Genomic DNA, 26,548 nt, shown 5'->3' on the forward strand with positions numbered 1-26,548 from the left:
AGCGGTCCATGAACACCTTCAGCCGTCATCGCGTCCGGCCCGCGGCCACCAGCGTCAGCGTCTGGACGCTGGCGGTGCTGGTGGCCTGCCTGGGCCTGCACCAGGCCTGGGTCTATTTCGGCGCCCACGCGCCGCACGTGGCGGACGCGCTGCTGGGCGGCATGGTCGCGGCCGGCGCCACGGCTGCCGGCACCGTGCCGGTGCTGTTCGCGCGCACCATCCCGCAGAAGATGCAGGACAGCATGTTCGGCTTCGGCGCGGGCGTGATGCTGGCGGCCAGCGCCTTTTCGCTGGTGGCGCCGGGCATCGCGGCGGCCGAGGCCGGCGGCGCCGGCCCGTGGGGCGCGGGCCTGACGGTGGGCGCGGCGATCCTGCTGGGCGCGGCGGTGCTGCTGCTGATGGACCGGCTGCTGCCGCACGAGCATTTCATCAAGGGCCGCGAAGGCATCGAGGCGCACCGCCTGCGCCGCACCTGGCTGTTCGTCTTCGCCATCACGCTGCACAACCTGCCCGAGGGCCTGGCCATCGGCGTGGGCTACGCCGGCAACGATCCGGTGCGCGGCACGGCGCTGGCCACGGGCATCGCCATCCAGGACATTCCCGAAGGGCTGGTGGTGGCGGTGGCGTTGATCGCCGCCGGCTACAAGCGCGCCTTCGCGGTGGCGCTGGGCATGCTGTCAGGCCTGGTCGAGCCGGTCGGCGCGGTGCTGGGCGCGGCGGTGGTGGGCTGGTCGGCGGCGTTGCTGCCGTGGGGGCTGGGGTTCGCCGCCGGGGCCATGCTGTTCGTGATCAGCCACGAGATCATCCCCGAATCGCACCGCAAGGGGCACGAGGTCTACGCCACCTGCGGACTGATGCTGGGTTTCGTGCTGATGATGCTGCTGGACACCGCGCTGGGCTGAGCGGGCGTTGCGTGGGGGGGCGGCCCACGGCCGCGGATCTAGGCCGTGGATCAACAACGCAGCGGCGTTTCGCGGTATGCTTTCGGCGCTGTCACGCATGTTGCGGGAGAGAGCGGCCGCCCGCGGTCGCCGCCGAAGGCGCAATTCGCCCAGAATCGCTCAGGTATCCCATACCGCGCATGTTTGCCCTGTCCCGGTTTTTACCGCGCGGACGCGGCAAAGCAGCACTCTGGAGAGACCTGGCGCCGCTGCCCAAACAGGGACATAGCGCGCAGCCCAGGCGCCGAAGGTGCAAACCCGCCACGCGGGGCAACTCTCAGGCAAAAGGACAGAGGGGCGGAAAATTCAGCCGTTGCGCGGGCGTTTCCTGTCCGCCAGCGGCATTCCGTAACCCTGGCACCGCTGCCGCTCCGGAGTATCCGCGCATGTCCGCAACCCTCAAACGCACCCCGCTGGCCGACGAACACATCGCCTCCGGCGCCCGCATGGTCGATTTCGGCGGCTGGGACATGCCCCTGGCCTACGGCTCGCAACTGGAAGAGCACCACGCGGTGCGCCAGGACGCCGGCATGTTCGACGTCTCGCACATGCTCAACGCCGATATCGCCGGCCCCGACGCCTTCGCCTTCCTGCAGCGCCTGGTGGCCAACGACGTGGCCAAGCTGACCGTGCCCGGCAAGGCGCTCTACACCTGCATGCTGAACCCGCAGGGCGGCGTCATCGACGACCTGATCGTGTACTTCTTCGCCGCCGATGAATGGCGCGTGGTGGTCAATGCCGGCACCGCCGACAAGGACATGGCCTGGATGCAGCGCGTCAAGCAGGCCGGCAAGTTCGACGTCACCATCACGCCGCGCCGCGACCTGGCCATGATCGCCGTGCAGGGCCCCAATGCCCGCGCCAAGGTCTGGGCCGCGCGTCCGGCCTGGCAGGCCGCCAGCGAGCCGCTGACTCCGTTCGTGGCCGCCCGCGTCGGCGACGACACCCTGGTGGCGCGCACCGGCTACACCGGCGAAGACGGTTTCGAGATCGTGCTGCCCGCCACCGAGGCGGTGCAACTGTGGCGCGATCTGGCGGCCCAGGGCGTGCGCCCGGCCGGCCTGGGCGCGCGCGACACGCTGCGCCTGGAAGCCGGCATGAACCTGTACGGCCAGGACATGGACGAACTGACCCAGCCCGGCGAAGCCGCGCTGACCTGGACGGTGTCCCTGAAAAACCCCGAGCGCCGCTTCATCGGCCGCGACGCGCTGGAGCAGTTCGCCACGCCCGCCGCCTTCATCGGCCTGAAGCTGCAGGAACGCGGCGTGATGCGTGCCCACATGGCGGTGCGCACCAAAAACGGCGTGGGCGAGCTCACCAGCGGCACGATGTCGCCGACGCTGGGCGTCTCGATCGGCTTTGCCCGTCTGCCGCAAGGCGTGGTCGCGGGCGACACGGTCGAGGTCGACATCCGCGGCAAGTGGGTGCCCGCCCTGGTCTGCAAACTGCCGTTTGTCCGTAACGGCAAAGCCGTCGAACACTCGTAAACTCGAAGCTTCGCGCCGCTGGCCGGGCCCTCGGGGCAGGCCGCCGGCGCGAGGCGCGCAACACCATTTCCTTATCCGAATCCCCCAGGAGTCCCCATGAGTCTGCCCACCGATCGCAAGTACACCGAGTCCCATGAATGGGTCAAAGCCGAAGGCGACGTATTCGTCGTCGGCATCACCGATACCGCCCAGGACCAGCTGGGTGACCTGGTCTTCGTCGGCGACGTCAAGGTCGGCGCCAAGCTGAACGCGGGCGAGACCGCCGGCGTGGTCGAGTCGGTCAAGGCCGCCTCCGACATCTACGCGCCCGTGGCCGGCGAAATCGTCGCGTTCAACGACGAGCTGGAAAGCAACCCCAACCTGATCAACGAATCGGCCTTCACCGCCTGGATCTTCAAGATCAAGCCGGTCAACGCCGCCGATGCCGACAAGCTGCTGGACGCCGCCGGCTACGAAGCCGTCGCCAACGGCTAAGCCCGTCAGGGCGGGCGCGGCGCTGGCGCCGCCGCCCGTCCATGCATCACCGTCCGTCCTTCCGACGACACCGCCATCTCGAGATCCCCCCATGTCGCGCGCCCTAGACACCCACACCGACTTCATTCCCCGCCACATCGGCCCCTCCGACGCCGACCAGGCCGCCATGCTCGCCGCGATCGGCAGCCCCAGCCTGGACGCCCTGATCGAAGAAGTCGTGCCGCCCAAGATCCGCAGCCAGGCGCCGCTGGCGCTGCCGCCGTCGCGCAGCGAAGCCGACGTGCTGGCCGAACTGAAGCAGATCGCCGGCCGCAACAAGGTCTTCCGCAACTACATCGGCCAGGGGTACTACGGCACGCAGACGCCCAACGTGGTGTTGCGCAACATTCTCGAGAATCCCGCCTGGTACACGGCCTACACGCCCTACCAGCCCGAGATCTCGCAGGGCCGCCTGGAGGCCCTGCTGAACTACCAGACCATGGTCGCCGACCTGACCGGGCTGGACATCTCCAACGCCTCGCTGCTCGATGAAAGCACCGCCGCCGCCGAAGCCATGACGCTGGCGCGCCGCGGCGCCAAGTCGCAGAGCCCGGTGTTCTTCATCTCGCGCCACGTGCATCCGCAGACCATCGAAGTCGTGCGCACCCGCGCCGAGGGCCTGGACATCGAGATCGCCATCGGCGACGAGGCCGACGGCCTGCCGGAATGCTTCGGCGTGCTGCTGCAGTACCCGCACAGCACCGGCTCGGTGGCCGATTACCGCAAGCTGGCCGAGGCCGCCCACGCGCAAGGCGCGGTGGTGGCCGTGGCCACCGACCTGCTGGCGCTGGCCCTGCTGGCCGCGCCGGGCGAATGGGGCGCGGACATCGCCATCGGTTCGGCCCAGCGCTTCGGCGTGCCGTTCGGTTTCGGCGGCCCGCACGCCGGCTTCATGGCCTGCAAGGACGCCTTCAAGCGCAACATGGCCGGCCGCCTGGTCGGCGTGTCCAAGGACGCCCAGGGCAACCCGGCGATGCGCCTGGCGCTGCAGACGCGCGAACAGCACATCCGCCGCGAGAAGGCCACCTCGAACATCTGCACCGCGCAGGTGCTGCTGGCCGTGATGGCCGGCATGTACGCCGTCTGGCACGGCCCGGCCGGCATCCGCCGCATCGCCGAGCGCGTGCAGCGCTACACCGCCATCCTGCGCGCCGAACTCGGCAAGCTGGGCATCAAGGTCGCCAACGACACCTTCTTCGATACGCTGCTGCTGGAAACCGGCCCGGCCACCCCGGCCATCCTGACGGCCGCCGAGTGCGAGCACGTCAACCTGCGCCGCGTCGACGGCGCCCGCCTGGCCGTGTCGCTGGACGAGACCGTCACCGCCGCCGACCTGCAGGCGCTGGTGAACGTGTTCGCCGCCGGCCTGGAGCGCGATGACGTCGAACTGGACATCGACGCGCTCGACGCCGCCGCCGCCAGCGGCATCCCCGCCGCCGTGGCCCGCGAAAGCGCCATCCTCAAGCACCCGGTGTTCTCCAGCGTGCAATCGGAAACCGACATGCTGCGCTACCTGCGCAAGCTGGCCGACAAGGACCTGGCGCTGGACCGCACCATGATCCCGCTGGGCTCGTGCACCATGAAGCTGAACGCCACGGCCGAGATGATCCCCATCACCTGGCCCGAGTTCGCGCTGGTGCACCCGTTCGCGCCCGCCTCGCAGAGCAAGGGCTACGACGAGCTGATCACGCGCCTGTCGGCCGCGCTGTGCGAAATCACCGGCTACGACAACATCAGCCTGCAGCCCAACTCAGGCGCGCAGGGCGAATACGCCGGCCTGCTGGCGATCCGCGGCTACCACCAGGCCAACGGCCAGCACCAGCGCAACGTCTGCCTGATCCCGTCGTCGGCCCACGGCACCAACCCCGCGTCGGCGCAGCTGGCCGGCATGGAAGTGGTGGTGGTGGCGTCCGACGCCAACGGCAACGTCGACCTGGGCGACCTGCGCGCCAAGATCGAACAGGTCGGCGACAAGCTGGCCGCGCTGATGATCACCTACCCGTCCACGCATGGCGTGTTCGAGGAAGCCGTGACCGAGATCTGCGACCTGGTGCACCAGGCCGGCGGCCAGGTGTACCTGGACGGCGCCAACATGAACGCCATGGTCGGCGTGGCCAAGCCGGGCAAGTTCGGCTCGGACGTGTCGCACCTGAACCTGCACAAGACCTTCTGCATCCCGCACGGCGGCGGCGGCCCGGGCGTCGGTCCGGTCGCGGTGCGCGCGCACCTGGCGCCGTACCTGCCGGGCGTGGTGAACGAGCAGGGCAAGCTGCCGGGCGAAGCCAAGGTCGGCCCGGTCTCGGCCGCGCCCTTCGGCTCGGCCGGCATCCTGCCGATCCCGTTCGTGTACATCGCGCTGATGGGCGCCGACGGCCTGCGCCGCGCCACCGAAGTCGCGATCCTGAACGCCAACTACATCGCCACCCGCCTGCGCGGCCACTACCCGGTGCTGTACGCGGGCCGTAACGGCCGCGTGGCGCACGAGTGCATCCTGGACGTGCGTCCGCTGAAGGAAACCAGCGGCATCAGCGCCGAGGACATCGCCAAGCGCCTGATGGACTACGGCTTCCATGCCCCCACCATGAGCTTCCCGGTGGCCGGCACGCTGATGGTCGAGCCGACCGAATCCGAAGGCGTGGCCGAACTGGACCGCTTCATCGACGCGATGATCTCGATCCGCGAGGAAATCGCCCAGGTCGAGCGCGGCGAACGCGATCGCGAGGACAACGTCCTGAAGAACGCGCCGCACACCGCGCAGATGCTGCTGGCCGAGGAATGGCTGCACGACTACCCGCGCCAGCAGGCCGCCTATCCGGTGGCCTCGCTGCGCGACGCCAAGTACTGGCCGCCGGTGGCGCGCGTGGACAACGCCTATGGCGACCGCAACCTGGTGTGCGCCTGCCTGCCGATCGAAGCCTACGCCTGATGCCGCATGATGGTTCGCCCCGCGGGGCGAACCATCGGGGCCCGCCTGGCGACAGGCAAAAAAAACCCCCATCGCAAGATGGGGGTTTTGTTTTTGTGCGGCCGCCTTACTTCCTGGCCGGCGCCGCCGTGATGGCGGTGGCGAATTCCTCGGTGATGCTGAAGTAGGTGTTCAGCAGGATCTGCAGGTTCTTCTTGCCGATGCCGCCTTCGGCGTTCATGTCCATCTGCAGCACGGCCTGGTTCTTGTCGTCCAGGTAGGCGCGGGTCCAGCGGTATTCCTGGTTCCAGGCGTTGATGGCCTTGAGCGTGGCCGGCTTCTTGCTGGCGTAGGTCGCGGTGGCCACCAGGTCGTAGCACTTCTCGGAGAAGTCGTTGCACAGGAATTCCAGGCGCAGGTCGGTGGCGCCGGAATTGCTGGCGTCCAGGATCAGCACCGGGCCTTCGTCGCCGTCGGTCTTGCGGGTGGTGTAGCCCATGTCTTCCAGCATGTGGACGACCATGTCGACGTCGAATTCGTTCACCACGTCGGCGTTGCTGGTCGCGGCCATGTCGTTGTCCATGGCGGTGGCGCCAGCGGCCGGCTCGGCTTCCTCTTCATCGTCGTCCATCGCGCTGTTCATGCCGGTCGCGCCCAGCAGGCCCGAGAACAGTTCGTCGGCCGGGATCTTCTTGCCGTTCAGGTCGCCCATGCCGTCGGCGAAGTGGAACTTGCCGACGATGTTGTCGCCATCGTTCTTGCCGACATTGAACATCTCGGCCATGCCGGACATGCTGCGCACGTTGTCGGCGGCCTCGGCTTCGGCCTTGTCGGCCGCCATGCCGTCCTTCTTGATGGCGTACTGCACCATCAGGTCCTGCACCATCGGCTTGGAGATCACCAGGGTGGCGTCGATCTGCTTGATCGCCTTGACCACGATTTCCTGCGGCGTCAGGTCCTTGACGTTGGGCGGGTTGGCCAGATCGAGGGTGACGTTCAGCTTGCTTTCGCCCTTGGCGGTCTTCCAGCTGATCGGGTCGATGCTGAACGAGGGGTTGCCGGCCAGCAGCTTGCCGGCGTTGTCCAGCAGCACCTGGAACTGCTCGTCGTTCAGGCCTTCGTCGCGGGTGTCGGCCATGTACTGGCGCATCAGCTGGTTGTAGGTGTCCGACAGCTGCTTGACCGCGGCGCCGTCCAGCCTGGCCAGCTTGATGACGGCCTGGCCGTTGCCGAGGGCCACGTCGTTCACGTTCAGTTCACCGGTCTGGTAGGCGGCCTGGATGTTGATGTTCTTGTCGTCTTCGGAGAGCTTGACGGTGTAGCCGAAGTTGTCGAGCGCGACCTTGACGTCGACGTCCGGCTTGGTGACATCGATGCGCTTGATCTTGATGGCCGAGTCGCCGACCGACAGGCCGAACTTGCCCATGCGGCTGTCGACGTCCATGGACAGGCCCGTCATCTGCATCTTGATCGGGTCGCTGCTCTTGGAGCCGTCGACGGCGAGCGTGTCCGTCTTGGCGTTGGCGGTGATCGCCTGCAGGCCGCGGTCGAAGGTGCCGGTGATTTCCATGCCGCTGAAATCGACCGAATTGCCTTCATGCGTCACTTTCACCGGCGCGATGCGGGCGGTCGAGGCGGTGTTGCCGCCAAAGCTGACCACGGCATCGGTGATGAGGGGCGAGACGTCCTTGGTCAGCTCGAACACCGGCTTGACGTTGTCCGTCTTGGCCATTTCGGTGTGGACGAAGGCCAGCTTCGGGGCGATGGCGCCGCGCGCCAGCGCGCTCTTGGGGAACGGGCCGTGTTCGATGCGGGCGTCGAATTCCAGCATGCCGTCGGGCAGCTCGCTCAGGCTCTTGTCGCTCTTGACGAACGACACGCCGTAGCGCGCCTGGGTCGAGAACAGGCCGCGTTCGTACTTGATCTGGTCGATGCGCAGGCCGAACAAAGGCGTGATCTTGGCCAGCTTCTCGTTGGCCTCGGCCAGGCGGTGCTGCGCGCCTTCCTCGATGCGCTTGCCGGTGTACCACGTGGCACCCACCCAGCTTCCCGCTCCCACTATGACCACGGCTAAGGTGATCGCTACGCTCTTTTTCATGTTTTGCTTTGTCGTTGATTGTCGAGTCTTGTCCGTGCGGCGCGGCGCCGTTGGGCGGTGCGGGCAATTGGGACATATTCATCGGCCTGTCAGGACCCGCGGCGAGTATACCGAGGCGAGATGGCCTGTTGCAGTGCGCGCCGTTACCGAAGATTTCAAAATGAAAGCCGGCGCCCTCGGGCGCCGGCCATATTGTCGACAAAACCGGTTTTACAGCGGGTCGAGGGGGTAGATCGGTCGCCGTACGTGCTGGAAGTCGAGCTGACTGTAATCGGAGGTGGTGACGCCCACGCCGGAGCATTCGATGATCTCGGTGGCCATGGCGGAGAAGCCCGCGCGCCAGTGGACGCGGCTCTTGAGCACCACATAGCGTTTCTGCAGCGGGTCGATTCCGGCTGACAGCAGGCAATTGATGTCGAAGGGCTCCTGGTGGCGCGACACCACCACGATCTCGACCCGCCCGGTGTCGATCACCACGGTCAGGCCGGTGTCGTTGCGCACGCCGCGGTACATGGGGCCGCGGTTCAGGTACACGCCGTCGAACACCAGCTTGACCCGCCCGGTCACGGTCAGCGGCTCGCCGGCGCGCTGGATGGCCGGCATGTCGACCTTGCCGCCCAGCGGCAGGGTGATGGTGCTGCCGACGCCGGCCGTGGCGGCCTCGCGCGCCGCCTGCGGATCACAGATGGCGTAGAACACCACGTTGTCCAGTTCCTGGCGCAGCACTTCGGCCAGCACCGCGGTGGTGTCCATGGTGCCGCCGGAGCCGGTGTTGTCGAAGTGGTCCAGCAGCACCACCGGGCCTTGCTCGATGGCCTTGGCGCGGGCGATGGTGGGGGCCAGCGGTTCCGGATGGAACACCCACTTGGCGCGGTCGTTCCAGGCGCGCTCCAGCAGTTCGTCGCGGTATTGCTCGGCCTGCGCCAGGTTGGCGTCCGTACAGACCACCGCGCTCAGGCCGGCCTTGCGGATGTCGGCATGCGGGAAACCCACGAACACCGACGCCGCCAGCACGCCGTCGGCCTCCAGCTGGCGGCAGCGTTCCTGCAGCGATTTGTTGGGCTCGGCGTGGGTGCCCTGGCACATGACGTGCGGCAGCATGGGCTTGCCGGCCCAGGTCATGACCGGCTTGATCTCGCCCCGCAGCGTGCGCACGATGACGTTGGCGGCGCGCACGCCGGCCTCGCGGATGTCCACGTGCGGATAGGTGTGGAAGCCGCTGATGACGGTGGCGTTCTCGACGATGTCGGCATAGATGTTGGCGTGCATGTCGAGCGTCACGGCCACCGGGGTCTTGGGGTCGAGCTCGCGCAGGCGCCGCAGCAGGTCGCCCTCGGCGTCTTCCACGCCCTCGGCCACCATGGCGCCGTGCAGGTCCAGCAGGATGGCGTCGTAGCCGCCCTTGGCGACCTCGTCCAGCACCAGCTTGCACAGCAGTTCATGGGTCTCGGCGCTGGTCGGGCCGCTGGGCCAGGACTCGGCCGCCACCGGCACCACGATCTCGGCGCCGACCCGGCGCGCCACCTCGATGTAGCCGCCCAGGCCGCTGTCGGTGTTCTCGTAGGCCCGGATGGCGCGTTCGCCAGCCAGGATTTCAGGGTTGCCGCGGAAGAAACGCGCGAGCGGGGTGGGCACGGGCGAGAAGGTGTTCGTCTCGTGCTTGATCATTGCCAGAAGCCAACGCATGGAAATTCCTGTGGGTTGCCAAAGGGAAGGGGATCGGGCCTGCCAGCGAACGTCAGGCGGCCTGGGGCGGCCGCGGCCAGGGATGCTGGGCCGGGCGCATGCGCTCCCAGGCGCGGGCCACGCGCAGCACGCCGAGGTCATCGAAGCGCGCGCCGGCGATCTGCAGGCCGATCGGCAGGCCGGCCCGGGTGTAGCCGCAATTGACCGAGGCGGCCGGCTGCTCGCTCATGTTGTAGGGCAGCGTGTAGCCGATGTGGTGCATGGTCGTGGCGACCTCGTTGGTGGGCGCGGCCCACTCGGCGTTGTAGGCGACCACCGGCGCCACCGGCGACAGGACGTAGTCGAAGGGGGCGGTGGCGGCGACCGTCCTGGCGCGCACGTTGAGCGTTTCGTAGTAGCTGCGGAACACGGCTTCGCCGGACTGGCCGCCGCCGCTTTCGGCCCAGGTGCGGATGAACGGCAGGATCTTGGCGCGGCGTTCTTGCGGCAGGCCGCCCAGGTCGATGGCCGAACGGGTGCGCCAGAAGCGGTCGACGCCGTCCAGCATGTCGGGCGTCATCCACGGCTTGAGCGGCGTGACGATGGCGCCGGCGGCCTCGAACAGGCGGGCCGCGGCCTCGACCGCCGCGCGGATCTCGGGATCCAGCGGCAGGCCGCAGCCGGCGTCCAGCTGCAGGCCGATGCGCAGGCCGCGCACGTCCAGCTCCAGGTTGAGCCAGTCGAAGTCCTGGAACGGCAGGCTCATGTGGTCGCGCGCGTCGGGCTGCGACAGCACGCCCATCATCAGCGCGGCGTCGGCGATGTCGCGCGTCATGGGGCCGGCGCAGCGGCCCATGAAGGGCGGGTCGATGGGGATGCGGCCCAGGCTGGGCTTGAGCGTGGCGATGCCGCACCAGGCGGCCGGCAGGCGCACCGAGCCGCCGATGTCGGTGCCGATATGCAGCGGGCCGTAGCCCGCGGCGGCGGCCGCGCCGGCGCCGGCGCTGGAGCCGCCCGGGTTCTTGGTGAGGTCCCAGGGATTGCGCGTCAGCGCATGGAAGCTCGACAGCCCCGAGGACAGCATGCCGTAGTCGGGCATGGTGGTCTTGCCCAGCAACACCGCGCCGGCCTCGCGCATGCGCGCCGCCGGCGGCGCGTCGGCCGCGGCCGGCGTCAGGTCGGTGGCGGCCGTGCCCAGCGGCACCGGCACGCCGCGGGTGGCGATGTTCTCCTTGATGGTGGCGGGCACGCCGTCCAGCGAGTAGCCGCCGCAGGCCTGCGGCTCGCCCTTCATCCAGCGCGCCTCGGAGGCGCGTGCCTGGGCCAGCGCCTGGTCGGGGTCGAGCGCGTAGGTGGCGTGGATGTGCGGTTCCCAGCGGGCGATGTGATCGAGCACCGAACGGGTCGCCTCGACCGGCGAGAGGGTCTTGTTGCGATAGGCGGCCAGCAGTTCCTGGGCCGAGAGTTCATGCGGTTGCGACATGGCGGGTTCCAATGGAAGGTGGGGGGCCTGGAGGCCGCTACGCGGCGGGGGACGCGAGGCCGGCCGCCACGGGCCGGAAGTTGCGGAAGTCCCAGTCGCGTCCAGGCGCCGCGTCGATCAGGGCGCGGGTGTACTCGTGGCGGGGATCGGTCAGCACGGCCTGGGCGGCGCCGGTTTCGACGACCTTGCCGCGCTGCATGACCATGATGGTGTCGCAGATCTGCGCGGCCACGCGCAGGTCATGCGTGATGAACAGCACGCCCACGCCGGTGCGTTGGCGCACCTGCTCGAGCAGTTCCAGCACCTGCGCCTGCACCGACACGTCCAGCGCCGACACGGCCTCGTCGGCCACCAGGATCTCGGGGTCCATCACCAGCGCGCGGGCGATGCAGATGCGCTGGCGCTGGCCGCCGGAGAACTGGTGCGGATAGCGCCGCATGGCGTCGGGGCTGAGCCCGACCACCGACAGCGTCTCGCCGGCGCGCTGCTCGGCCTTGTCGCGGGGCACGCCGAAGTTGAGCAGGCCTTCGATGATCGATTCGCCCACGGTGCGGCGCGGGTTGAGCGAGCGGTACGGATCCTGGAACACGATCTGGATGCGGCGGCGCACCGGGCGCAGGGCCGCGCCGGACAGCGTGCTGAGGTCTTCGCCGCCCATCATCATGTGGCCGGCGGTGGGCTCGATCAGGCGCACGATGCAGCGCGCCACCGTCGATTTGCCCGAGCCGGATTCGCCCACGATGCCGAGGATCTCGCCCTTGCGCAGCGTCAGGTTGACATCGGCCGCGGCGATCACGTTCTGCGGCGCGCGGCGCGAGAGCAGCGCGCGCTTGCCGCCGTAGGTGCGGCCCAGGCCCTTGACGTGCAGCACCGGCTGGCCGGACGGCGCCTCGCGGTGCGAGGGCACCAGGCTGGGCACCGACGACACCAGCCGCCGCGTGTACGACTGCTTGGGCTCGGCCAGGATCTCGTGGCGCGTGCCGCTTTCGATCAGATCGCCGCGGTTCATCACCACGATGCGGTCGGCGATCTCGGCGACCACGCCGAAGTCGTGCGTGATGAACAGCACGGCGGTCTGGTGCTTGACCTGCAGTTCCTTGATGAGCAGCAGGATCTGCTTCTGCGTGGTGACGTCCAGCGCCGTGGTCGGCTCGTCGGCGATCAGCAGCTTGGGTTCGAGGATCAGCGCCATGGCGATCACGATGCGCTGGCGCTGGCCGCCCGAGAGCTGGTGCGGATAGGCATCGTAGATGCGTTCGACGTCGGGCAGATGCACCGAGCGGAACATCTCCAGCACCTTGGCGCGGCGCTCGGCGGCCGACATGCGGCGATGCAGCCGCAGCACTTCGTCGACCTGCTTGCCGACGGTGTGCACCGGGTTCAGCGCGGTCATGGGTTCCTGGAACACCATCGCCATGCGGGTGGCGCGCAGCTCGCGCAGGCGGCGCGGCGTGGCGCTGGCCACATCCTCGCCTTCGACCCGGATCGAGCCCGCGCTGATGCGCAGCACGCCGGGCGGCAGCAGGCCCATGACGGCCAGCGAGGTGACCGATTTGCCCGAGCCGGATTCGCCGACCACGCACACGGTCTCGCCGGCATGCACGTCCAGGCTCAGGTTGCGCACCACGCGGTTGCCGGCGCCGCCGACTTCCACCGACAAGTTGCGGATCGCCAGCACGGCGGACGAGGTATCGCCCGCGGGGGGAGTGGGAGAGTAGGTCATCGGCATCAGATCCTGCGCACCATTTTCGGATCGAGGGCGTCGCGCAGCGCGTCGCCCAGGATGTTCACGCTGAGCACGGTCAGCGACAGGAACAGCCCCGGGAACAGGATCAGGCCGGGCAGCATGCGGAAATACATGCGGCCCTCGGACATGATGTTGCCCCAGGAGGCGATCTCGGGCGGGATGCCCGCGCCCAGGAAGCTCAGGATGGCCTCGGTCAGCATGGCCGAGGCGAACACATAGGTGCCCTGCACCGTCAGCGGCGCGATCGTGCTGGGCACCATGTGGCGCCACAGCAGCAGCGGCAGCGGCGTGCCCAGCGCCAGCGCGGCCTCGACATAGGGCTCGCCGCGCACGGTCAGGATCTGGCCGCGCACCAGCCGCACCACCCGCGGGATCTCGGGAATGGTGATGGCCACCAGCACCGTGGTCAGGCTGGCGCCGGTCACCGACACCAACGCGATCGCCAGCAGGATGCCGGGGATCGCCATGATGGCGTCCATGGTGCGCATGATGATGCCGTCGAGCGAGCGGAACCAGCCGGCGATGACGCCGACCACCAGTCCGATGGCGACGCTGACGACCGCGGCCCCCAGGCCCGCGATCAGCGAGACGCGCGCGCCATAGGCCACGCGCGACCAGACGTCGCGGCCGAAGGCGTCGGTGCCGAACAGGTAGTCGGTGAACGGCTGCTTCAGGCGCGCGCCGGGATTGATGAACGTCGGATCGACCGTGCCCAGCAGCGGCGCGAACAGGGCGATGGCGACGATGATGAGCAGCACCACCAGGGCCAGCATGACCGGCCAGCTCCTGAGGCCCTGGCGGATCTGGCGCCAGGCGGTGACGTGGGGCGTGCCGCCGCCGGGAAGATCGGCGGCCGCTTGCGCGGCGGCGTCGGTGGGCGTTTGCATGGCGTGGCCTCAGTATCGGATACGGGGGTCGAACACCGTGTAGGCGCAATCGACAACCAGATTGATGAACACGTAGACGAAGGCGAAGAACAACGTCAGGCCCTGGATCACGGGGTAGTCGCGCGCCAGCACGGCTTCGACCACCAGCCGGCCCAGGCCGGGGATGTTGAACACCGATTCGGTCACCACCACGCCGCTGATCAGCAGCGCGATGCCCAGGCCCACCACCGTGGCGATGGGCACGGCGGCATTGCGCAGCGCGTGGCCCAGCAGCACGCCGGTCTCGGTCAGGCCCTTGGAGCGCGCGGTGCGGATGAAGTCCTCGCCCATCACCTCGATGACGCTGGTGCGCGTGATGCGCGCGATCAGGGCGATGTACACCGTGGACAGCGCCAGCGACGGCAGGATCAGCCGGTGCAGGAACAGCCAGAAGCCATTGGCCAGCGGCGTGTAGCCCTGCACGTTGAACCAGCCCAGCTTGATGGCGAAGGCCCAGATCAGCAGGTAGCCGGTGACGAACACCGGCACCGAGAAGCCCAGCACCGAGAAGCCCATCACCGCCCGATCCAGCAGCCGGCCCTGGCGCCAGGCCGCCAGCACGCCCAGCGGAATCGCCACGATCAGCGTGAAGACCAGCGTCAGCACCGCCAGGCTGAGCGAAGGCTCGAGGCGCTGGCCGATGAGCTGGGTCACGGGCACGCCGGACATCAGCGAGGTGCCGAGGTCGCCCTGCAGCAGCTTGCCGCCCCAGATGACGAATTGTTTGACGACCGGTTTATCCAGGCCCATCGTCTGGCGTATCTGTTCGATACGCTCGGGCGTGGCGCCATCGCCCGCCATGATGATGGCCGGATCCCCCGGGCTCAGACGCAATATCGCGAAGACCACCACCGCGACCATCACCAGAACGGGGATGGTCGCGAGGAGCCGGCGTGAGACGAATGCCAGCATGTATTTCCCCCTGAACTACCTGCCCATCAAGGGGCTTTCTTGACGTTCCAGAACGCGAACACCGGCGCGTGCACCAGGCCCGAGAGCTTGGTCGTGTAGACGGTGGGCACGGACATCTGGCCCAGCGGCACGTACAGGCCTTCGTCGATGCCGATGCGCTGCAGCTCGTCGGCGATCTTCTTCTGCTCGGCCGGATCGGAGGTCAGCGCGAACTTGGTGCGCAGTTCCTCGACTTGCGGGAAGTCGGGCCAGCCGAACCAGGCGTTGTCGCCGTTGGCCGCGGCCGGGGCCGAGCGCACCGGGTCCATCACGTCGGTGGCGTACCAGTTGGTGTTGTGGATGTTCCAGCCGCCTTCGGCCGGCGCCGCCTTCGAGGCGCGGCGGGTGGCCACGCTCTGCCAGTCCATCGCCGCCAGGTTGACGTTGAAGCCGGCCTTGCGCAGGGCCTGGGCCATCACCACCGGCTGCGCCGACAGCGTGCCGACGTCGGTGGCGTGCATCACCAGGATCGGGGTGTTGTCATAGCCGGCTTCCTTCAGCAGGGCCTTGGCCTTCTCGATGTTCGAGGGCACCACCACGTCCTTGCCGATGTCCGATTCCAGCGGCGTGCCGCAGCCCCACAGCGAGGCGCAGGTCTTCCAGTACTTGGGATTGCCGACCAGCGCCTTCATCACGTCTTCCTGGCCGATGGCGTACATCGCGGCCTGGCGGATCTTCTTGTTGTTGAAGGGCGGGTACTTGAAGTTGAAGCGGTACATCGTGAAGTAGCCGACCGGGCTGAGCGACTCTTCCTTCAGGTCCTTGTTGCCCTCGACCATCGGCAGCAGGTCGTAGGGGAATTGCTCGACGAAGTCGATCTCGCCGCCCAGCAGCGCGTTGGCGGTGGTCAGGGCGTCGGGCATCACGTCCCATTCGACCTTGTCCACGTTCACCACCTTGCCGCCGGCCAGGCCGCTGGCGGGCTCTTTGCGCGGCACGTAGTCGGCGTTCTTGGCGTAGACGGTCTTCACGCCCGGCTTGAACTCGATGACCTTGAACGGACCCGAACCGGTCATGTCGGTGATCGGCTGGCCGATGGGCAGGTCGGCGATGCGCTTGGGCATCATGAACGGCGCGGTGCCGGTCGGCTTGGACAGGGCGCGCAGCGCCAGGTCCGTGGGTTCCTTCATGACGATGCGGAAGCTGTTGTCGTCGATGACCTCGATCTTGTCGGTGAATTTCAGCAGCGTGCGGCCCATGCCGTCGCCCGCGGCCCAGCGCTTGATCGACGCGACGCAGTCCTCGGCCGTGACGGGCTTGCCGTCATGCCATTTCTGGCCCGGGCGCAGCGTCATGGTGTAGGTCTTGCCGTCGGCCGAGACCTCCCACTTGTCCAGCATCTGCGGCTGGATCTTGTTGTCGGCGTCGGTGGCCAGCAAGGTGTCGTAGATCATGTAGCCGTGCCACGTCGTGATGTACGCGGTGGTGGCGTGCGGATCGGTCAGGCGCAGCGGCGAGTGCATCACCGCCTTGATGACGGTGTCGGCGTAGGCGCCATGGGCCATCAGCAGGGTGGCGCCGGCGAACGCGGCCGCGCGGACGAACTTGAGCATGAAATTCCCCTTTTATGCGTAGTGAGCGGCGCGGATTGCCGCTACGTCGTTGACGCGCCGCGCCTTGGCGCGGCGTGCGAGGGTCAATCGGTTGCGGCGCCGGCAAAGACCGGGCCGCAAGGCGCCATTCTGATGCCCGGACGCAACCGTGTCCATGGTTGTTTTGCCGCATCCATCAGCATCGAGCCGGGCGCGGCGCAAACCAGGATCGTGTGCGCGATCGGCGTGAAATCCGCGCGGAAATGCGCCGAGCTTTTCACCGCCAGAATGGCCGCGCGGCGCGGCTCGACGCCGGCGAAGCGGAACATCTCCTGGTCGGCCATCTGCACCTTGTTGGACGCCACCACGATGCGCACGCCGCCGATGCGCAGACAGGCGCTGGGACCCAGGTCCATATGGAAGCCGCGGTAGAACGCGCCATGCGTATCGAAGCGCCCATCCGAAGTTTTCTCCACGATGAACTCCGCGTCCAGCGGTTCGTCGTCGGGAATACCCGAATGTCCACCTAGTGCAATGCGGACCGTTTTACCAACGCCTGCGCGATGCGCGGCCAGCGCCGCTTCCGGATCGACGATCAGTCCGATGGCGGCGTCGCGCACCTGGTGGCGGATCAAAGCCCGCAGCAGGCCGGTGGTGTCCGAACTGCCGCCCGCGCCGGGGTTGTCCTGCGCGTCGGCGATGACGACCGGGGCATTGGCCTCGCGCGCCAGGCGCAAGGCGGTGGTGACGGCGTCATCCGGTGTGTGGAGCGTGCCGCCGAAGTCGCGTTCGGCATCGAGCACCGCGCGCGCCAGCGTGTCGGCGGCCGCATCGGCCTCGGCCTGGGTGGCGCCATAGGCCCACACCGCAGGCAGGCAATCGGGGAAATCCGCCGCCGGAAAACCGGTGGCCAGCGACACGCTCTGGGCGCCGCGCGCCTCGATCTCGCCCACCATCCGGTACAGGCTGCGCGCCGGTTCGATGTCGGTCGATTGCCAGCACAGCGGAATCAGGTAGGGCAGCTGCCGCAGCGCCACGCAGGGCCGCGGCGCGCCGGCCAGGCGCCGCGCCAGCAGCGCGGCGGCGCGCTGGCCGGTCTCGGCCATGTCGATATGCGGATAGGTGCGATAGCAGACCAGCGCATCGGCGTAGCGCACCATCGCCGGTGTCATGTTGGCGTGCAGGTCGAGGCTGGCCACCACCGGCACGTCGGCGCCGACCAGCGCGCGCACGCGCTTGAGCAGTTCGCCCTCGCCGTCGTCCAGGTGCTCGGTGACCATGGCGCCGTGCAGGTCGAGGTACACGCCGTCCAGCGGCATGGCCGCCTTCAGGCCCTGCAGGATCAGCGCGCTGATGCGTTCGAACGCATCCTCGGTGACCGGGCCGGACGGGCTGGCCGCGGCCCACGTGGCCGGCAGCAGCGTGTGCTGCCGCATGGCCTCGATAAAGCCGGCCACGGGAATGTTAGCCCCCGCCACGGCCTGGAACATCGCCGGGCCGCTGACCAGTCTTGGCCAGCCGCCGCCCTTGTCGGCGAAGTCTTCCCAGGCCGCGCGCGAAGGCGCGAAGGTATTGGTTTCATGCTGAAAGCCGCCGATCCCGATGCGCATCAGGATTCCCCTTGTTGTGTGTCTTTCGGCAAAACCCCGGCCGCTTTGCGGCTCGGGGCGGTGAGAGCGTCTACATGATTACTTGGCCACCGGCATGGTGAATTCCGCGCCCTTGGCGATGCTGTCCGGCCAGCGCTGCATCACGCTCTTGTAGCGCGAGTAGAAGCGGATGCCTTCCTCGCCGTAGGCGTGGTGATCGCCGAACAGCGAGCGCTTCCAGCCGCCGAACGAGTGCCAGGCCATCGGCACCGGAATCGGCACGTTGATGCCGACCATGCCCACCTTGATCTGGCGGGCGAAGGCGCGCGCCACGCCGCCGTCGGACGTGAAGCAGGCCACGCCGTTGCCGAATTCATGGGCGTTGATCAGTTCGACCGCGGCGGCGAAGTCGGGCACGCGCACCACGCACAGCACCGGTCCGAAGATCTCTTCGCGGTAGATGTTCATCGTGGGCTTGACCTTGTCGAACAGCGTGCCGCCCAGGAAGAAGCCCTTTTCCGCGCCCGGCACCTTCAGGCCGCGGCCGTCGACCACCATCTCGGCGCCGGCGGCGACGCCGTCCTCGATGTAGCCAATGACCTTGTTGCGGTGCTGCGCGGTGACCAGCGGGCCCATTTCGGCATCGCCCTGCATGCCGTCCTTGACCACCAGCGCCTTGACGCGCGGGACCAGGCGTTCGATCACCTTGTCGGCCACATCGCCCACCGCCACGGCCACCGAGATCGCCATGCAGCGCTCGCCGGCCGAGCCGTAGGCCGCGCCCATCAGCGCGTCGGTGACCTGGTCGAGGTCGGCGTCGGGCATCACCACCAGGTGGTTCTTGGCGCCGCCCAGGGCCTGCACGCGCTTGCCGCGGCGCGTGCCTTCGGCGTAGATGTATTCGGCGATCGGGGTCGAGCCGACGAAGGACAGGGCCTCGACGTCGGGGTGCGCGATCAGCGCGTCCACGGCCTGCTTGTCGCCGTGCACCACGTTGAACACGCCCGGCGGCAGGCCGGCTTCGGTCAGCAGCTCGGCCAGGCGCAGCGAGGCCGAGGGATCGCGCTCGGACGGCTTGAGCACGAAGGTGTTGCCGCAGGCGATGGCCACCGGGAACATCCAGCACGGCACCATCATCGGGAAGTTGAACGGCGTGATGCCGGCCACCACGCCCAGGGCCTGGCGCATGCTCCAGTTGTCGATGCCGCCGCCGATCTGGTCGGAATACTGGCCCTTGAACAGATGCGGAATGCCGCAGGCGAATTCGACGATCTCGATGCCGCGCATCACTTCGCCCTTGGCGTCCGAGAACACCTTGCCGTGCTCGCGCGTGATCAGCTCGGCCAGTTCGTCCTGGTGCTTGTCCAGCAGCGCCTTGAAGTTGAACAGCACGCGGGCGCGCTTGAGCGCGGGCGTTTCGGACCAGGCCGGAAAGGCGGCCTTGGCCGAGGCCACGGCCAGCGCCACCTCATCGGTGGAGGCCAGCGGCACGGACGTGATGATCTCGCCCGTGGCCGGATTGAAACCGTCGGCGTAACGGTTGCTGCGGCCATCGTAGGGCTGGCCGTTGATGTAGTGGGAGAGGTTCTTCTTCATGGGAAAGCTCGGAGCGGGGTTCTTTGAAAATGCCGGAGGGCGGCCCGGGGCCGCCCGCCATTGCGTGCGATGCGCGGCGCCTGCGCCGCGCGGGAGTTACGCGACTTCCTTGAGCACCTTGCCGATCTGCTCGAAGATCTGGCCGATCTGGGCCTCGTCGATGATCAGCGGGGGCGAGACGGCGATGATGTCGCCGGTGTAGCGCACCATCAGGCCGCTGTCGAAGCACTTCTGGAACACTTCGGCGGCGCGCGCGCCCGGCGCGCCGGCGCGCGGCGCCAGCTCGACGCCGGCCACCAGGCCCAGGTTGCGCACGTCGATCACGTGCGGCGCGCCCTTCAGGCTGTGGGCCGCCTGCTCGAAGGCGCCGGACAGCTTGCGGGCGCGGCCGAACAGGTCTTCGCGGCGGTAGATGTCCAGCGTCGCCAGGATGGCGGCGGCCGCCAGCGGGTGGGCCGAATAGGTGTAGCCATGGAAGAATTCGATGCCGCCGGCCGGGCCGTTGACGATGGCGTCATGCACTTCGCGGCGCACCGCGACCGCGCCCGCGGGCACGGCGGCGTTGCTGACGCCCTTGGCCATCGCGATCAGGTCCGGCGTCACGCCGAAGAATTCCGACGCGGTGGCCGCGCCGAGGCGGCCGTAGGCGGTGATGACTTCGTCGAAGATCAGCAGGATGCCGTGCTTGGAGGTGATCTCGCGCAGCTTTTCCAGGTAGCCCTTGGGCGGAATCAGCACGCCGGTCGAGCCGGCCATCGGTTCGACGATCACCGCCGCGATGGTCGAGGCGTCGTGCAGCGCGACGATGCGTTCGAGTTCATCGGCCAGTTGCGCGCCCCAGGCCGGCTGGCCCTTGGAATAGGCGTTCTGCTCCAGGTTGTGGGTGTGGGGCAGGTGGTCGACGGCGGGCAGCAGCGCGCCGGAGAAGGTCTTGCGGTTGGTCGAGATGCCGCCGACCGAGATGCCGCCGAAGCCCACGCCGTGGTAGCCGCGCTCGCGGCCGATCAGGCGGGTGCGTTGGCCTTCGCCGCGGGCGCGGTGGTAGGCCAGGGCGATCTTCAGGGCGGTGTCGACCGACTCCGAACCCGAGTTGGTGAAGAACACGCGGTCCAGGCCCTGCGGCATGAAGCTGGCGACCGCGGTGGCGGCCTCGAAGGCCAGCGGATGGCCGAGCTGGAAGCCGGGGGCGTAGTCCATGATGCCGGCCTGGCGCGAGATCGCCTCGACGATCTCCTGGCGGCCGTGGCCGGCGTTCACGCACCACAGGCCGGCGGTGCCGTCCAGCACCTGGCGGCCGTCGGCCGAGGTGTAGTACATGCCCTTGGCCGACGCCAGCATGCGGGGATGCGCCTTGAACTGCTTGTTGGCGGTGAAGGGCATCCAGAGATGGGACAGGTCGGGCAACTCGGCGGGGGCGTTCATGGCGGCTCCAGGGGTAGGACAGACGCCGGAGCCCTGCGCGCGTGTCGGGCGGGCGGCCGGCGGGATGCGATTGATTCTGGTACGTCCGGCGAGGAATGAAAATATACAATCCGCGCAAACCGGGCTAACTGTATAGTTGCAAGCATGACAACTGTACAGTTAGCGTAGCGCCGTGATCGACTTCAAGCCCGTGCGTGCCCGCGGCCAGGCGCCGACCCTGGTGGACCAGGTGGTGGCGGCCGTGTTGCGCGCCATCGAGGCGCAGGAGCTGCGTCCGGGTATGTCCCTACCCTCGGTGCGCGACTTCGCGCGCCAGCACCAGGTCAGCACCTTTACCGTGGCCAGCGCCTACAGCCGCCTGGTATCGCTGGGCTGGCTGGCCGCGCGCCCGGGCGCCGGCTACCGCGTGGCCTCGCCCGACGCGCCGCCGCGCCGGGGCGAGCCGCAGTCCTGGGAGCCGCCGCGGCTGAACGCCGCCTGGCTGCTGTCGGACATCTTCGCGGACCACTCCATCCCCATCAAGTCGGGCTGCGGCTGGCTGCCGGGCGAATGGCTCAATGAAGAAGGGCTGCACATGGCGCTGCGCCACATGGGCCGGGTGCCGGCCATGCGCATCGCCAACTACGGCCATCCCTATGGTTACGCGCCGCTGCGCGAGACCATCGCCGCCACGCTCAGCGCCCAGGGCATGGAAGTGGAGGTGTCGCAGGTGCTGCTGACCCAGGGCGTGACGCACGGGCTCGACATGGTGATCCGCACGCTGCTGCGTCCGGGCGATACCGTGCTGGTCGAGCAGCCGGCCTACGCCAACCTGCTGCAGATGCTGCGCCTGGCCGGGCTGCGGGTGGTGCCGGTGGCGCGCACGCTGGACGGGCTGGATTGCGAGGCGCTGGAGCAGGCCGCGTCGCAGCACCGGCCGCGCGCGCTGTTCGTCAACACCGCCCTGCAGAACCCGTCGGGCGCCAGCATCAGCATGGCCAACGCCTTCCGTATCCTGCAACTGGCCGAGCGCCACGGGCTGTGGGTGGTCGAGGACGACATCTCGCGCGAACTGGCGCCCGGCGTCACGCCGATGCTGGCGGCGCTCGATGGCGGCCGCCGGGTGGTCTACCTGGGCGGCTATTCCAAGGTCATCAGTCCCTCGGTGCGGGTGGGCTACGTGGTGGCGCACCGCGACCTGGCGCGCGACATCGCCCGCACCAAGATGGCGGTGGGCCTGACCTCGCCGGAGATCATGGAGCGCATCGTGCACCAGGTCATCCGCGAAGGCCGCTATCGGGCGCACATCGAACGCACCCGCGAACGGCTGGCCCAGGCCCACGCGACGGTGGCGGGGCTGATGGCGCAGCATGGGTTCGAGATCTATGCGCGGCCGCAGGCGGGCCTGTTCCTTTGGGCCAAGGTGGCCGGCCAGTGGCGCGCGCGCGGCGCCAACGGCCTGGCCGGGCTGGCGCTGAAGGATGGCATCTGGCTGGCGCCGGGGTCGTACTTCGAGGCCGACGAGGCCGATACGCCGTGGGTGCGTTTCAACGTGGCGTATTCGGAAGCCCCGGCGTTGTGGCGCTTCATGCGCAACGAGGGCGCGGCGTAGTCGTTCCGGCGGGACGTCCCGGCGCGGCCGGGAGCGGCGGCAACCCGGCCGCCGTCATCGCCAGGGTGGGGTTCAGGCGCGTTCGTACGTCACGAAGTCGTAGCGGTAGCCGTTTTCCTCGGGCTGCGCCTCGCGCGCGGTTTCGCGCCACTGGAAGCCGGGCAGCAGCGGGAAGAAGGCGTCGCCCTCGACTTCGGCATGGACTTCGGTGGCCAGGATGCGGCTGGCCAGCGCCAGGGCCTGCGTGTAGATCTGCGCGCCGCCGATGACGAAGGCTTCGGCGCTGTCGCCGCAGGCGGCGATGGCGGCCTCCAGCGTCGGCACCACGGTGGCGCCCGCGGCCTCGAAGGCGGGGTTGCGGCTGATGACGATATTGGCGCGGCCGGGCAGGGGGCGGCCCAGCGAGTCCCAGGTCTTGCGGCCCATGACGATGGGATGGCCCAGGGTGCTGCGCTTGAAGTGCGCCAGGTCGCCCGGCAGTTTCCAGGGCAGGGCGTTGTCGCGGCCGATGGCGCGGTTGGTGGAATAGGCGACGATCAGGGTCAGGCGGGCGGACATGCGGGCGGGGCGCTCAGGCAAGGGGGGCCGGCATGGCCGGCGGAAAGACCCCAAGCGTAGCAAATCTGGCCGGCGCCGTTTCAGCTGGAGGCGTGTTCCAGGAATTCGTCGGCCGGCATCGGCTTGCCCAGCAGGAAGCCCTGCAGCGAATCGCAGCCCAGGCCGGTCAGGAATTTCTGCTGCGCGGTGGTTTCCACGCCCTCGGCCACGATGCGCAGGTTCAACTGCTGCGCCAGCGCGACGATCGCCGAGATGATGGCGGCGTCCTCGTTGTCGTTGTCCAGCTGGTTGACGAAGCCGCGGTCGATCTTCAGCTCGGTCGCGGGCAGGCGCTTCAGGTACAGCAGGCTGGAGTAGCCGGTGCCGAAATCGTCGATCGAGATGGTCACCCCCAGTCCCGACAGGCGCTTGAGCACCGTCAGGCTGGCCTCGGCGTCGCGCATCGCGGTCGATTCGGTCACTTCCAGCGTCAGGCAGGCGGGCGGCACGTCGTGGCGCGCCAGCGCGCTGCGCACGGTCTCGACCAGGCCGGAATGGGCGAACTGCAGCGCCGAGATGTTGACGGCGATGGTCCAGTGACCCTGTCCGGCGTTGATCCACTCGCGCATCTGGCGGCAGGCTTCGTTGATGACCCATTCGCCGATCGACAGGATCAGTCCGGTCTTTTCCGCCGTGGGAATGAACTGGTCGGGGCCTACCAGGCCGCGGGTCGGGTGGTTCCAGCGCAGCAGCGCCTCGGCGCCCATGATGGGGCCGGCGGGCGCTTCGTACTTGGGCTGGTAGTGCAGCACGAACTGGTCGCGCTCCTGCGCCAGGCGCAGGTCGTGCAGCAACTCGATCTGCTCGTGCGCGTCGGCGTTCATCGACGGCTCGAAGAAGCTGTAGCCGGTGCCGCCCAGGCGCTTGGCGTGGTACATCGCGGCGTCGGCGTTGGTCAGCAGGGCGTGGGTGTCCTCGCCGTCGTTGGGGTAGATGGCGATGCCGACGCTGGAGGTCACCAGCACTTCGTGGCCGTACACCATGACGGGGCGGGCGATCGCCTCGATCAGGCGGTCCGCCACGTTGGCGGCGTCGGTCGGTTCCACCACTTCGCTGAGCACGATGAATTCGTCGCCGCCGAGCCGCGCCACGGTGTCGTGGGTGCGCAGCGTCTGGCGGATGCGCTGGGCCAGGTCGATCAGCAGGGCGTCGCCGGTATGGTGGCCGTAGGCGTCGTTGACCGCCTTGAAACCGTCCAGGTCGAAGAACAGCACCGCGAAATAGCCCTTGCGGCGGCTGGCGCTCTCGATCGCCTGCTCCAGCCGGTCTTCCAGCAGGATGCGGTTGGGCAGCTTGGTCAGGGTGTCATGCAGCGCCAGCTGCACCAGTTCCTCGTTGGCCTCGGCCAGCGACGAGGCCAACGCCGAGGTGCGGGCTTCCAGGCGGTTGTCCAGCACCGCCACCACCAACGCGATGGCCAGCACGCTCAGGGTCACGGCGGTGACGGCGATCGCCAGCCAGCCGGCCGAGATGCCGGTGTTCGCCGCCATGCAGATGCTGTCGGCGGGGAAGCCGGCGGCCTTCATGCCCGTGTAGTGCATGCCGACGATCGCCAGCCCCATCACCACGGCCGCCAGCGGCCGCGACAGCGCCACCCGCGGGCCGTCGTGGCGCAGGCGGTAGGTGATCCAGAGGGCGGCGCCCGAGGCCGCCACCGCGATGGCGATGGACAGCGTGAACCAGGTCGGGTCATAGATGATGCCCGGCATCATCCGCATGGCGGCCATGCCGATATAGTGCATGGCGGCGATGCCCGCGCCCATCAGCAGGGCGCCCACGATCAGCCGGCGCCAGGGCAGGTCGTCCTTGCAGACGATCCACAGCGCGAAGGCGGAGCAGCCGATGGCGATGGCCAGCGACAGCAGCGTCAGCGGCAGGTCGTAGCCCATCGGGATGGGCAGGTTGAACGCCAGCATGCCGACGAAGTGCATGGACCAGATGCCGATGCCCATGGCGAGCGCGCCGCCGGCCAGCCAGTAACGCGCCGCCGGCAGTCCGTTCGCCGCCCTGACGCGGTTGGCCATACCCAGCGCCGTGTATGACGCCAGGATGGCGACCCCTAGGGATACGAGGACGAGCGAAGGGTTATATGTTCCAACGAGCATTTTTGGGGTCCTGTCCTGAGCGCATACAGCCGCCGCGCCGGCCTCAATTCAAATCAATTAGTAGTCAACAGTTGCAAACGAGCCGCAAGAGGATCCTGCTGTCGACGCTGGCGATTTACGTACTCACTAGTCTGGATGGGGGGTGCGGCGCTGCACTGCAGGCGGTCGGCGAGGTCGGGCGGCTTGCCCGGCTACGCGGCGAGTGGCAGGCACGGCGCGACATGGGCCGTTCAGAAACCAAGGCGCGCAGGGCTTGATGGCCGCGCGTCCGAGGCTAAGGGATGGGTTATACCGAAAACGCGCCTCCAGAAGCTCACCAATCTTCACCTGCGCGAGAGGGGCGCTCCCGGCGCCTGGGCGGCCGGCCCGTGGCCGGTGTGCAATGCCGCTCGCCGGCCTCAGACCGCCATGGGCGCCGTCAGCGGGGCGTGGTGAGTGTAGCCCTCCAGCGAGAAATCGCCCGGCTCGACCTTTTCCAGCCATTCCGGCTCGTAGCGGCCGGTCTGGGCGAAATCGGGAATGCGGTCGGACAGCACCAGCCGCGGCGCCGCGTGCGGCGTGCGGGTCAGCTGCTCGCGCAGCATCGGCAGGTGATTCTCGTAGATATGCGCGTCGCCGATGAAGTAGGTGAACCAGCGCGGCGTGTAACCGGTCAGCCGGCCCACCAGGTGCAGCAGCGCCGCGCCCTCGGTCAGGTTGAACGGCGTGCCCAGCCCGACATCGTTGGACCGGATGTACAGGCACAGCGAGATCTCGCGGGTGGTCGCGTTCGGCAGGAACTGATAGAGCAGGTGGCAGGGCGGCAGCGCCATTTCCTCGATCTGCGCCCAGTTCCAGCCGTGGAACAGGATGCGGCGGTCGCCCGGACGCTCGTGGATGGTATCCAGGCACTGGCGCAACTGGTCGACCGCTTTATAGAGCAGCACCTTGGACACGCCGCCGTCCTGCAGATCGGCCACCTTGGTGTAGCCGCGCGCCAGGGCGTCATCGACCTGGCCGGCGCGGTCGGCGTCCAGCACCTTGTACGCCGGCCATTGGCGCCACTGCACGCCGTAGACCGGGCCCAGGTCGTCCGGGCCCTCGCGGTAGGGGTTGGCCAGCCACTGGGCGTTCTCGTTGGCGTTCTGGTCCCAGACCTTGCAACCCAGTTCGCGGAATTCTGCCGCGCTGCGCACGCCGCGCAGGAAGCCGACCATCTCGCCGATGGCCGACTTGAAGGCCAGCTTCTTGGTGGTCACGGCCGGAAAGCCCTGCTGCAGGTCGAAGCGCAGCGAGGCGCCCGGCATGCTCAGCGTGCGTATTCCCGTCCGATTTTCCTGCCACGCGCCGGTGTCCAGGATGGATTGAACGAGGTCCAGGTATTGTTTCATGGGTACAGAATCTGAAAAGGCTGAGGTGGC

18 protein-coding genes and 2 riboswitches are annotated in these 26,548 nt (G+C 68.5%); of the genes, 5 read left to right on the forward strand and 13 right to left on the reverse strand.

Annotated elements, in window-relative coordinates:
* Nucleotides 1-8: 8 nt before the first annotated feature.
* The 4 genes from AOZ53_RS10245 (at nucleotide 9) to gcvP (ending at nucleotide 5,867) form a co-directional block, all read left to right on the forward strand.
* Nucleotides 9-902, forward strand: coding sequence for a ZIP family metal transporter (locus AOZ53_RS10245; RefSeq protein ID WP_054428999.1), 894 nt, complete (start codon nucleotides 9-11; stop codon nucleotides 900-902).
* A 93-nt stretch (nucleotides 903-995) separates the two neighbouring features.
* A riboswitch (glycine riboswitch) is annotated at nucleotides 996-1,088 on the forward strand.
* A 33-nt stretch (nucleotides 1,089-1,121) separates the two neighbouring features.
* Nucleotides 1,122-1,244: riboswitch (glycine riboswitch) on the forward strand.
* A gap of 83 nt (nucleotides 1,245-1,327) precedes the next feature.
* On the forward strand, nucleotides 1,328-2,428 hold the full coding sequence (gcvT, locus tag AOZ53_RS10250) for a glycine cleavage system aminomethyltransferase GcvT (protein WP_054487717.1): 1,101 nt from the start codon (nucleotides 1,328-1,330) through the stop codon (nucleotides 2,426-2,428).
* Between the two features lie 96 nt (nucleotides 2,429-2,524).
* A complete protein-coding gene (gene gcvH, locus AOZ53_RS10255) occupies nucleotides 2,525-2,902 on the forward strand; it encodes a glycine cleavage system protein GcvH (RefSeq protein WP_006385867.1) in 378 nt (125 codons plus the stop codon).
* A gap of 91 nt (nucleotides 2,903-2,993) precedes the next feature.
* On the forward strand, nucleotides 2,994-5,867 hold the full coding sequence (gene gcvP, locus AOZ53_RS10260) for an aminomethyl-transferring glycine dehydrogenase (protein ID WP_054428997.1): 2,874 nt from the start codon (nucleotides 2,994-2,996) through the stop codon (nucleotides 5,865-5,867).
* 106 nt (nucleotides 5,868-5,973) lie between these two features.
* Here the strand turns inward: gcvP and AOZ53_RS10265 are convergent, their stop codons facing one another.
* From AOZ53_RS10265 to AOZ53_RS10310, 10 genes are all read right to left on the reverse strand, one after another.
* Nucleotides 5,974-7,944: a DUF945 family protein gene (locus AOZ53_RS10265; protein ID WP_054428996.1), complete on the reverse strand. Its 1,971-nt coding sequence runs from the start codon at nucleotides 7,942-7,944 to the stop codon at nucleotides 5,974-5,976.
* Nucleotides 7,945-8,154: 210 nt separating this feature from the next.
* On the reverse strand, nucleotides 8,155-9,630 hold the full coding sequence (locus tag AOZ53_RS10270; protein WP_054487719.1) for a M81 family metallopeptidase: 1,476 nt from the start codon (nucleotides 9,628-9,630) through the stop codon (nucleotides 8,155-8,157).
* 52 nt (nucleotides 9,631-9,682) lie between these two features.
* A complete protein-coding gene (locus tag AOZ53_RS10275; protein WP_054487721.1) occupies nucleotides 9,683-11,092 on the reverse strand; it encodes an amidase in 1,410 nt (469 codons plus the stop codon).
* A gap of 37 nt (nucleotides 11,093-11,129) precedes the next feature.
* A complete protein-coding gene (locus AOZ53_RS10280; protein ID WP_054487777.1) occupies nucleotides 11,130-12,815 on the reverse strand; it encodes an ABC transporter ATP-binding protein in 1,686 nt (561 codons plus the stop codon).
* A gap of 5 nt (nucleotides 12,816-12,820) precedes the next feature.
* Nucleotides 12,821-13,726, reverse strand: coding sequence for an ABC transporter permease (locus AOZ53_RS10285; protein ID WP_054428993.1), 906 nt, complete (start codon nucleotides 13,724-13,726; stop codon nucleotides 12,821-12,823).
* A gap of 9 nt (nucleotides 13,727-13,735) precedes the next feature.
* Nucleotides 13,736-14,677 carry an ABC transporter permease gene (locus AOZ53_RS10290; RefSeq protein ID WP_006391414.1) on the reverse strand — a complete coding sequence of 314 codons (942 nt, stop codon included), beginning with the start codon at nucleotides 14,675-14,677 and terminating at the stop codon, nucleotides 13,736-13,738.
* Between the two features lie 26 nt (nucleotides 14,678-14,703).
* Complete coding sequence (locus tag AOZ53_RS10295) at nucleotides 14,704-16,269, reverse strand: ABC transporter substrate-binding protein (protein ID WP_054487723.1); 1,566 nt, start codon at nucleotides 16,267-16,269, stop codon at nucleotides 14,704-14,706.
* An 83-nt stretch (nucleotides 16,270-16,352) separates the two neighbouring features.
* On the reverse strand, nucleotides 16,353-17,858 hold the full coding sequence (locus AOZ53_RS10300) for a M81 family metallopeptidase (RefSeq protein ID WP_054428991.1): 1,506 nt from the start codon (nucleotides 17,856-17,858) through the stop codon (nucleotides 16,353-16,355).
* 78 nt (nucleotides 17,859-17,936) lie between these two features.
* Nucleotides 17,937-19,433, reverse strand: coding sequence for a CoA-acylating methylmalonate-semialdehyde dehydrogenase (locus AOZ53_RS10305; protein WP_054428990.1), 1,497 nt, complete (start codon nucleotides 19,431-19,433; stop codon nucleotides 17,937-17,939).
* 96 nt (nucleotides 19,434-19,529) lie between these two features.
* Nucleotides 19,530-20,855, reverse strand: a complete 1,326-nt coding sequence (locus AOZ53_RS10310; RefSeq protein WP_054428989.1) for an omega-aminotransferase AptA — start codon at nucleotides 20,853-20,855, stop codon at nucleotides 19,530-19,532.
* A gap of 172 nt (nucleotides 20,856-21,027) precedes the next feature.
* Here AOZ53_RS10310 and AOZ53_RS10315 point away from each other — a divergent pair, with 172 nt between their 5' ends.
* Nucleotides 21,028-22,446, forward strand: a complete 1,419-nt coding sequence (locus AOZ53_RS10315) for an aminotransferase-like domain-containing protein (RefSeq protein ID WP_054428988.1) — start codon at nucleotides 21,028-21,030, stop codon at nucleotides 22,444-22,446.
* Between the two features lie 72 nt (nucleotides 22,447-22,518).
* Here AOZ53_RS10315 and AOZ53_RS10320 read toward each other — a convergent pair whose 3' ends face one another.
* From AOZ53_RS10320 to AOZ53_RS10330, 3 genes are all read right to left on the reverse strand, one after another.
* Nucleotides 22,519-23,004, reverse strand: coding sequence for a dihydrofolate reductase (locus AOZ53_RS10320; RefSeq protein ID WP_054428987.1), 486 nt, complete (start codon nucleotides 23,002-23,004; stop codon nucleotides 22,519-22,521).
* An 80-nt stretch (nucleotides 23,005-23,084) separates the two neighbouring features.
* Nucleotides 23,085-25,148: a putative bifunctional diguanylate cyclase/phosphodiesterase gene (locus tag AOZ53_RS10325; protein WP_054487725.1), complete on the reverse strand. Its 2,064-nt coding sequence runs from the start codon at nucleotides 25,146-25,148 to the stop codon at nucleotides 23,085-23,087.
* 398 nt (nucleotides 25,149-25,546) lie between these two features.
* Nucleotides 25,547-26,518, reverse strand: coding sequence for a thymidylate synthase (locus AOZ53_RS10330; RefSeq protein WP_054487727.1), 972 nt, complete (start codon nucleotides 26,516-26,518; stop codon nucleotides 25,547-25,549).
* Between the last annotated feature and the right edge of the window lie 30 nt (nucleotides 26,519-26,548).

The sequence above is a fragment of the Achromobacter sp. 2789STDY5608621 genome, from assembly GCF_001299375.1.
GTDB classification, from domain to species: domain Bacteria; phylum Pseudomonadota; class Gammaproteobacteria; order Burkholderiales; family Burkholderiaceae_B; genus Achromobacter; species Achromobacter insuavis.

Coding starts and splice junctions, on each gene's coding strand:
- AOZ53_RS10245 (WP_054428999.1), top strand. CDS start 9: ATGAACACCTTCAGCCGTCATCGCGTCCGGCCCGCGGCCACCAGCGTC.
- gcvT (WP_054487717.1), top strand. CDS start 1,328: ATGTCCGCAACCCTCAAACGCACCCCGCTGGCCGACGAACACATCGCC.
- gcvH (WP_006385867.1), top strand. CDS start 2,525: ATGAGTCTGCCCACCGATCGCAAGTACACCGAGTCCCATGAATGGGTC.
- gcvP (WP_054428997.1), top strand. CDS start 2,994: ATGTCGCGCGCCCTAGACACCCACACCGACTTCATTCCCCGCCACATC.
- AOZ53_RS10265 (WP_054428996.1), bottom strand. CDS start 7,944: ATGAAAAAGAGCGTAGCGATCACCTTAGCCGTGGTCATAGTGGGAGCG.
- AOZ53_RS10270 (WP_054487719.1), bottom strand. CDS start 9,630: ATGCGTTGGCTTCTGGCAATGATCAAGCACGAGACGAACACCTTCTCG.
- AOZ53_RS10275 (WP_054487721.1), bottom strand. CDS start 11,092: ATGTCGCAACCGCATGAACTCTCGGCCCAGGAACTGCTGGCCGCCTAT.
- AOZ53_RS10280 (WP_054487777.1), bottom strand. CDS start 12,815: ATGACCTACTCTCCCACTCCCCCCGCGGGCGATACCTCGTCCGCCGTG.
- AOZ53_RS10285 (WP_054428993.1), bottom strand. CDS start 13,726: ATGCAAACGCCCACCGACGCCGCCGCGCAAGCGGCCGCCGATCTTCCC.
- AOZ53_RS10290 (WP_006391414.1), bottom strand. CDS start 14,677: ATGCTGGCATTCGTCTCACGCCGGCTCCTCGCGACCATCCCCGTTCTG.
- AOZ53_RS10295 (WP_054487723.1), bottom strand. CDS start 16,269: ATGCTCAAGTTCGTCCGCGCGGCCGCGTTCGCCGGCGCCACCCTGCTG.
- AOZ53_RS10300 (WP_054428991.1), bottom strand. CDS start 17,858: ATGCGCATCGGGATCGGCGGCTTTCAGCATGAAACCAATACCTTCGCG.
- AOZ53_RS10305 (WP_054428990.1), bottom strand. CDS start 19,433: ATGAAGAAGAACCTCTCCCACTACATCAACGGCCAGCCCTACGATGGC.
- AOZ53_RS10310 (WP_054428989.1), bottom strand. CDS start 20,855: ATGAACGCCCCCGCCGAGTTGCCCGACCTGTCCCATCTCTGGATGCCC.
- AOZ53_RS10320 (WP_054428987.1), bottom strand. CDS start 23,004: ATGTCCGCCCGCCTGACCCTGATCGTCGCCTATTCCACCAACCGCGCC.
- AOZ53_RS10325 (WP_054487725.1), bottom strand. CDS start 25,148: ATGCTCGTTGGAACATATAACCCTTCGCTCGTCCTCGTATCCCTAGGG.
- AOZ53_RS10330 (WP_054487727.1), bottom strand. CDS start 26,518: ATGAAACAATACCTGGACCTCGTTCAATCCATCCTGGACACCGGCGCG.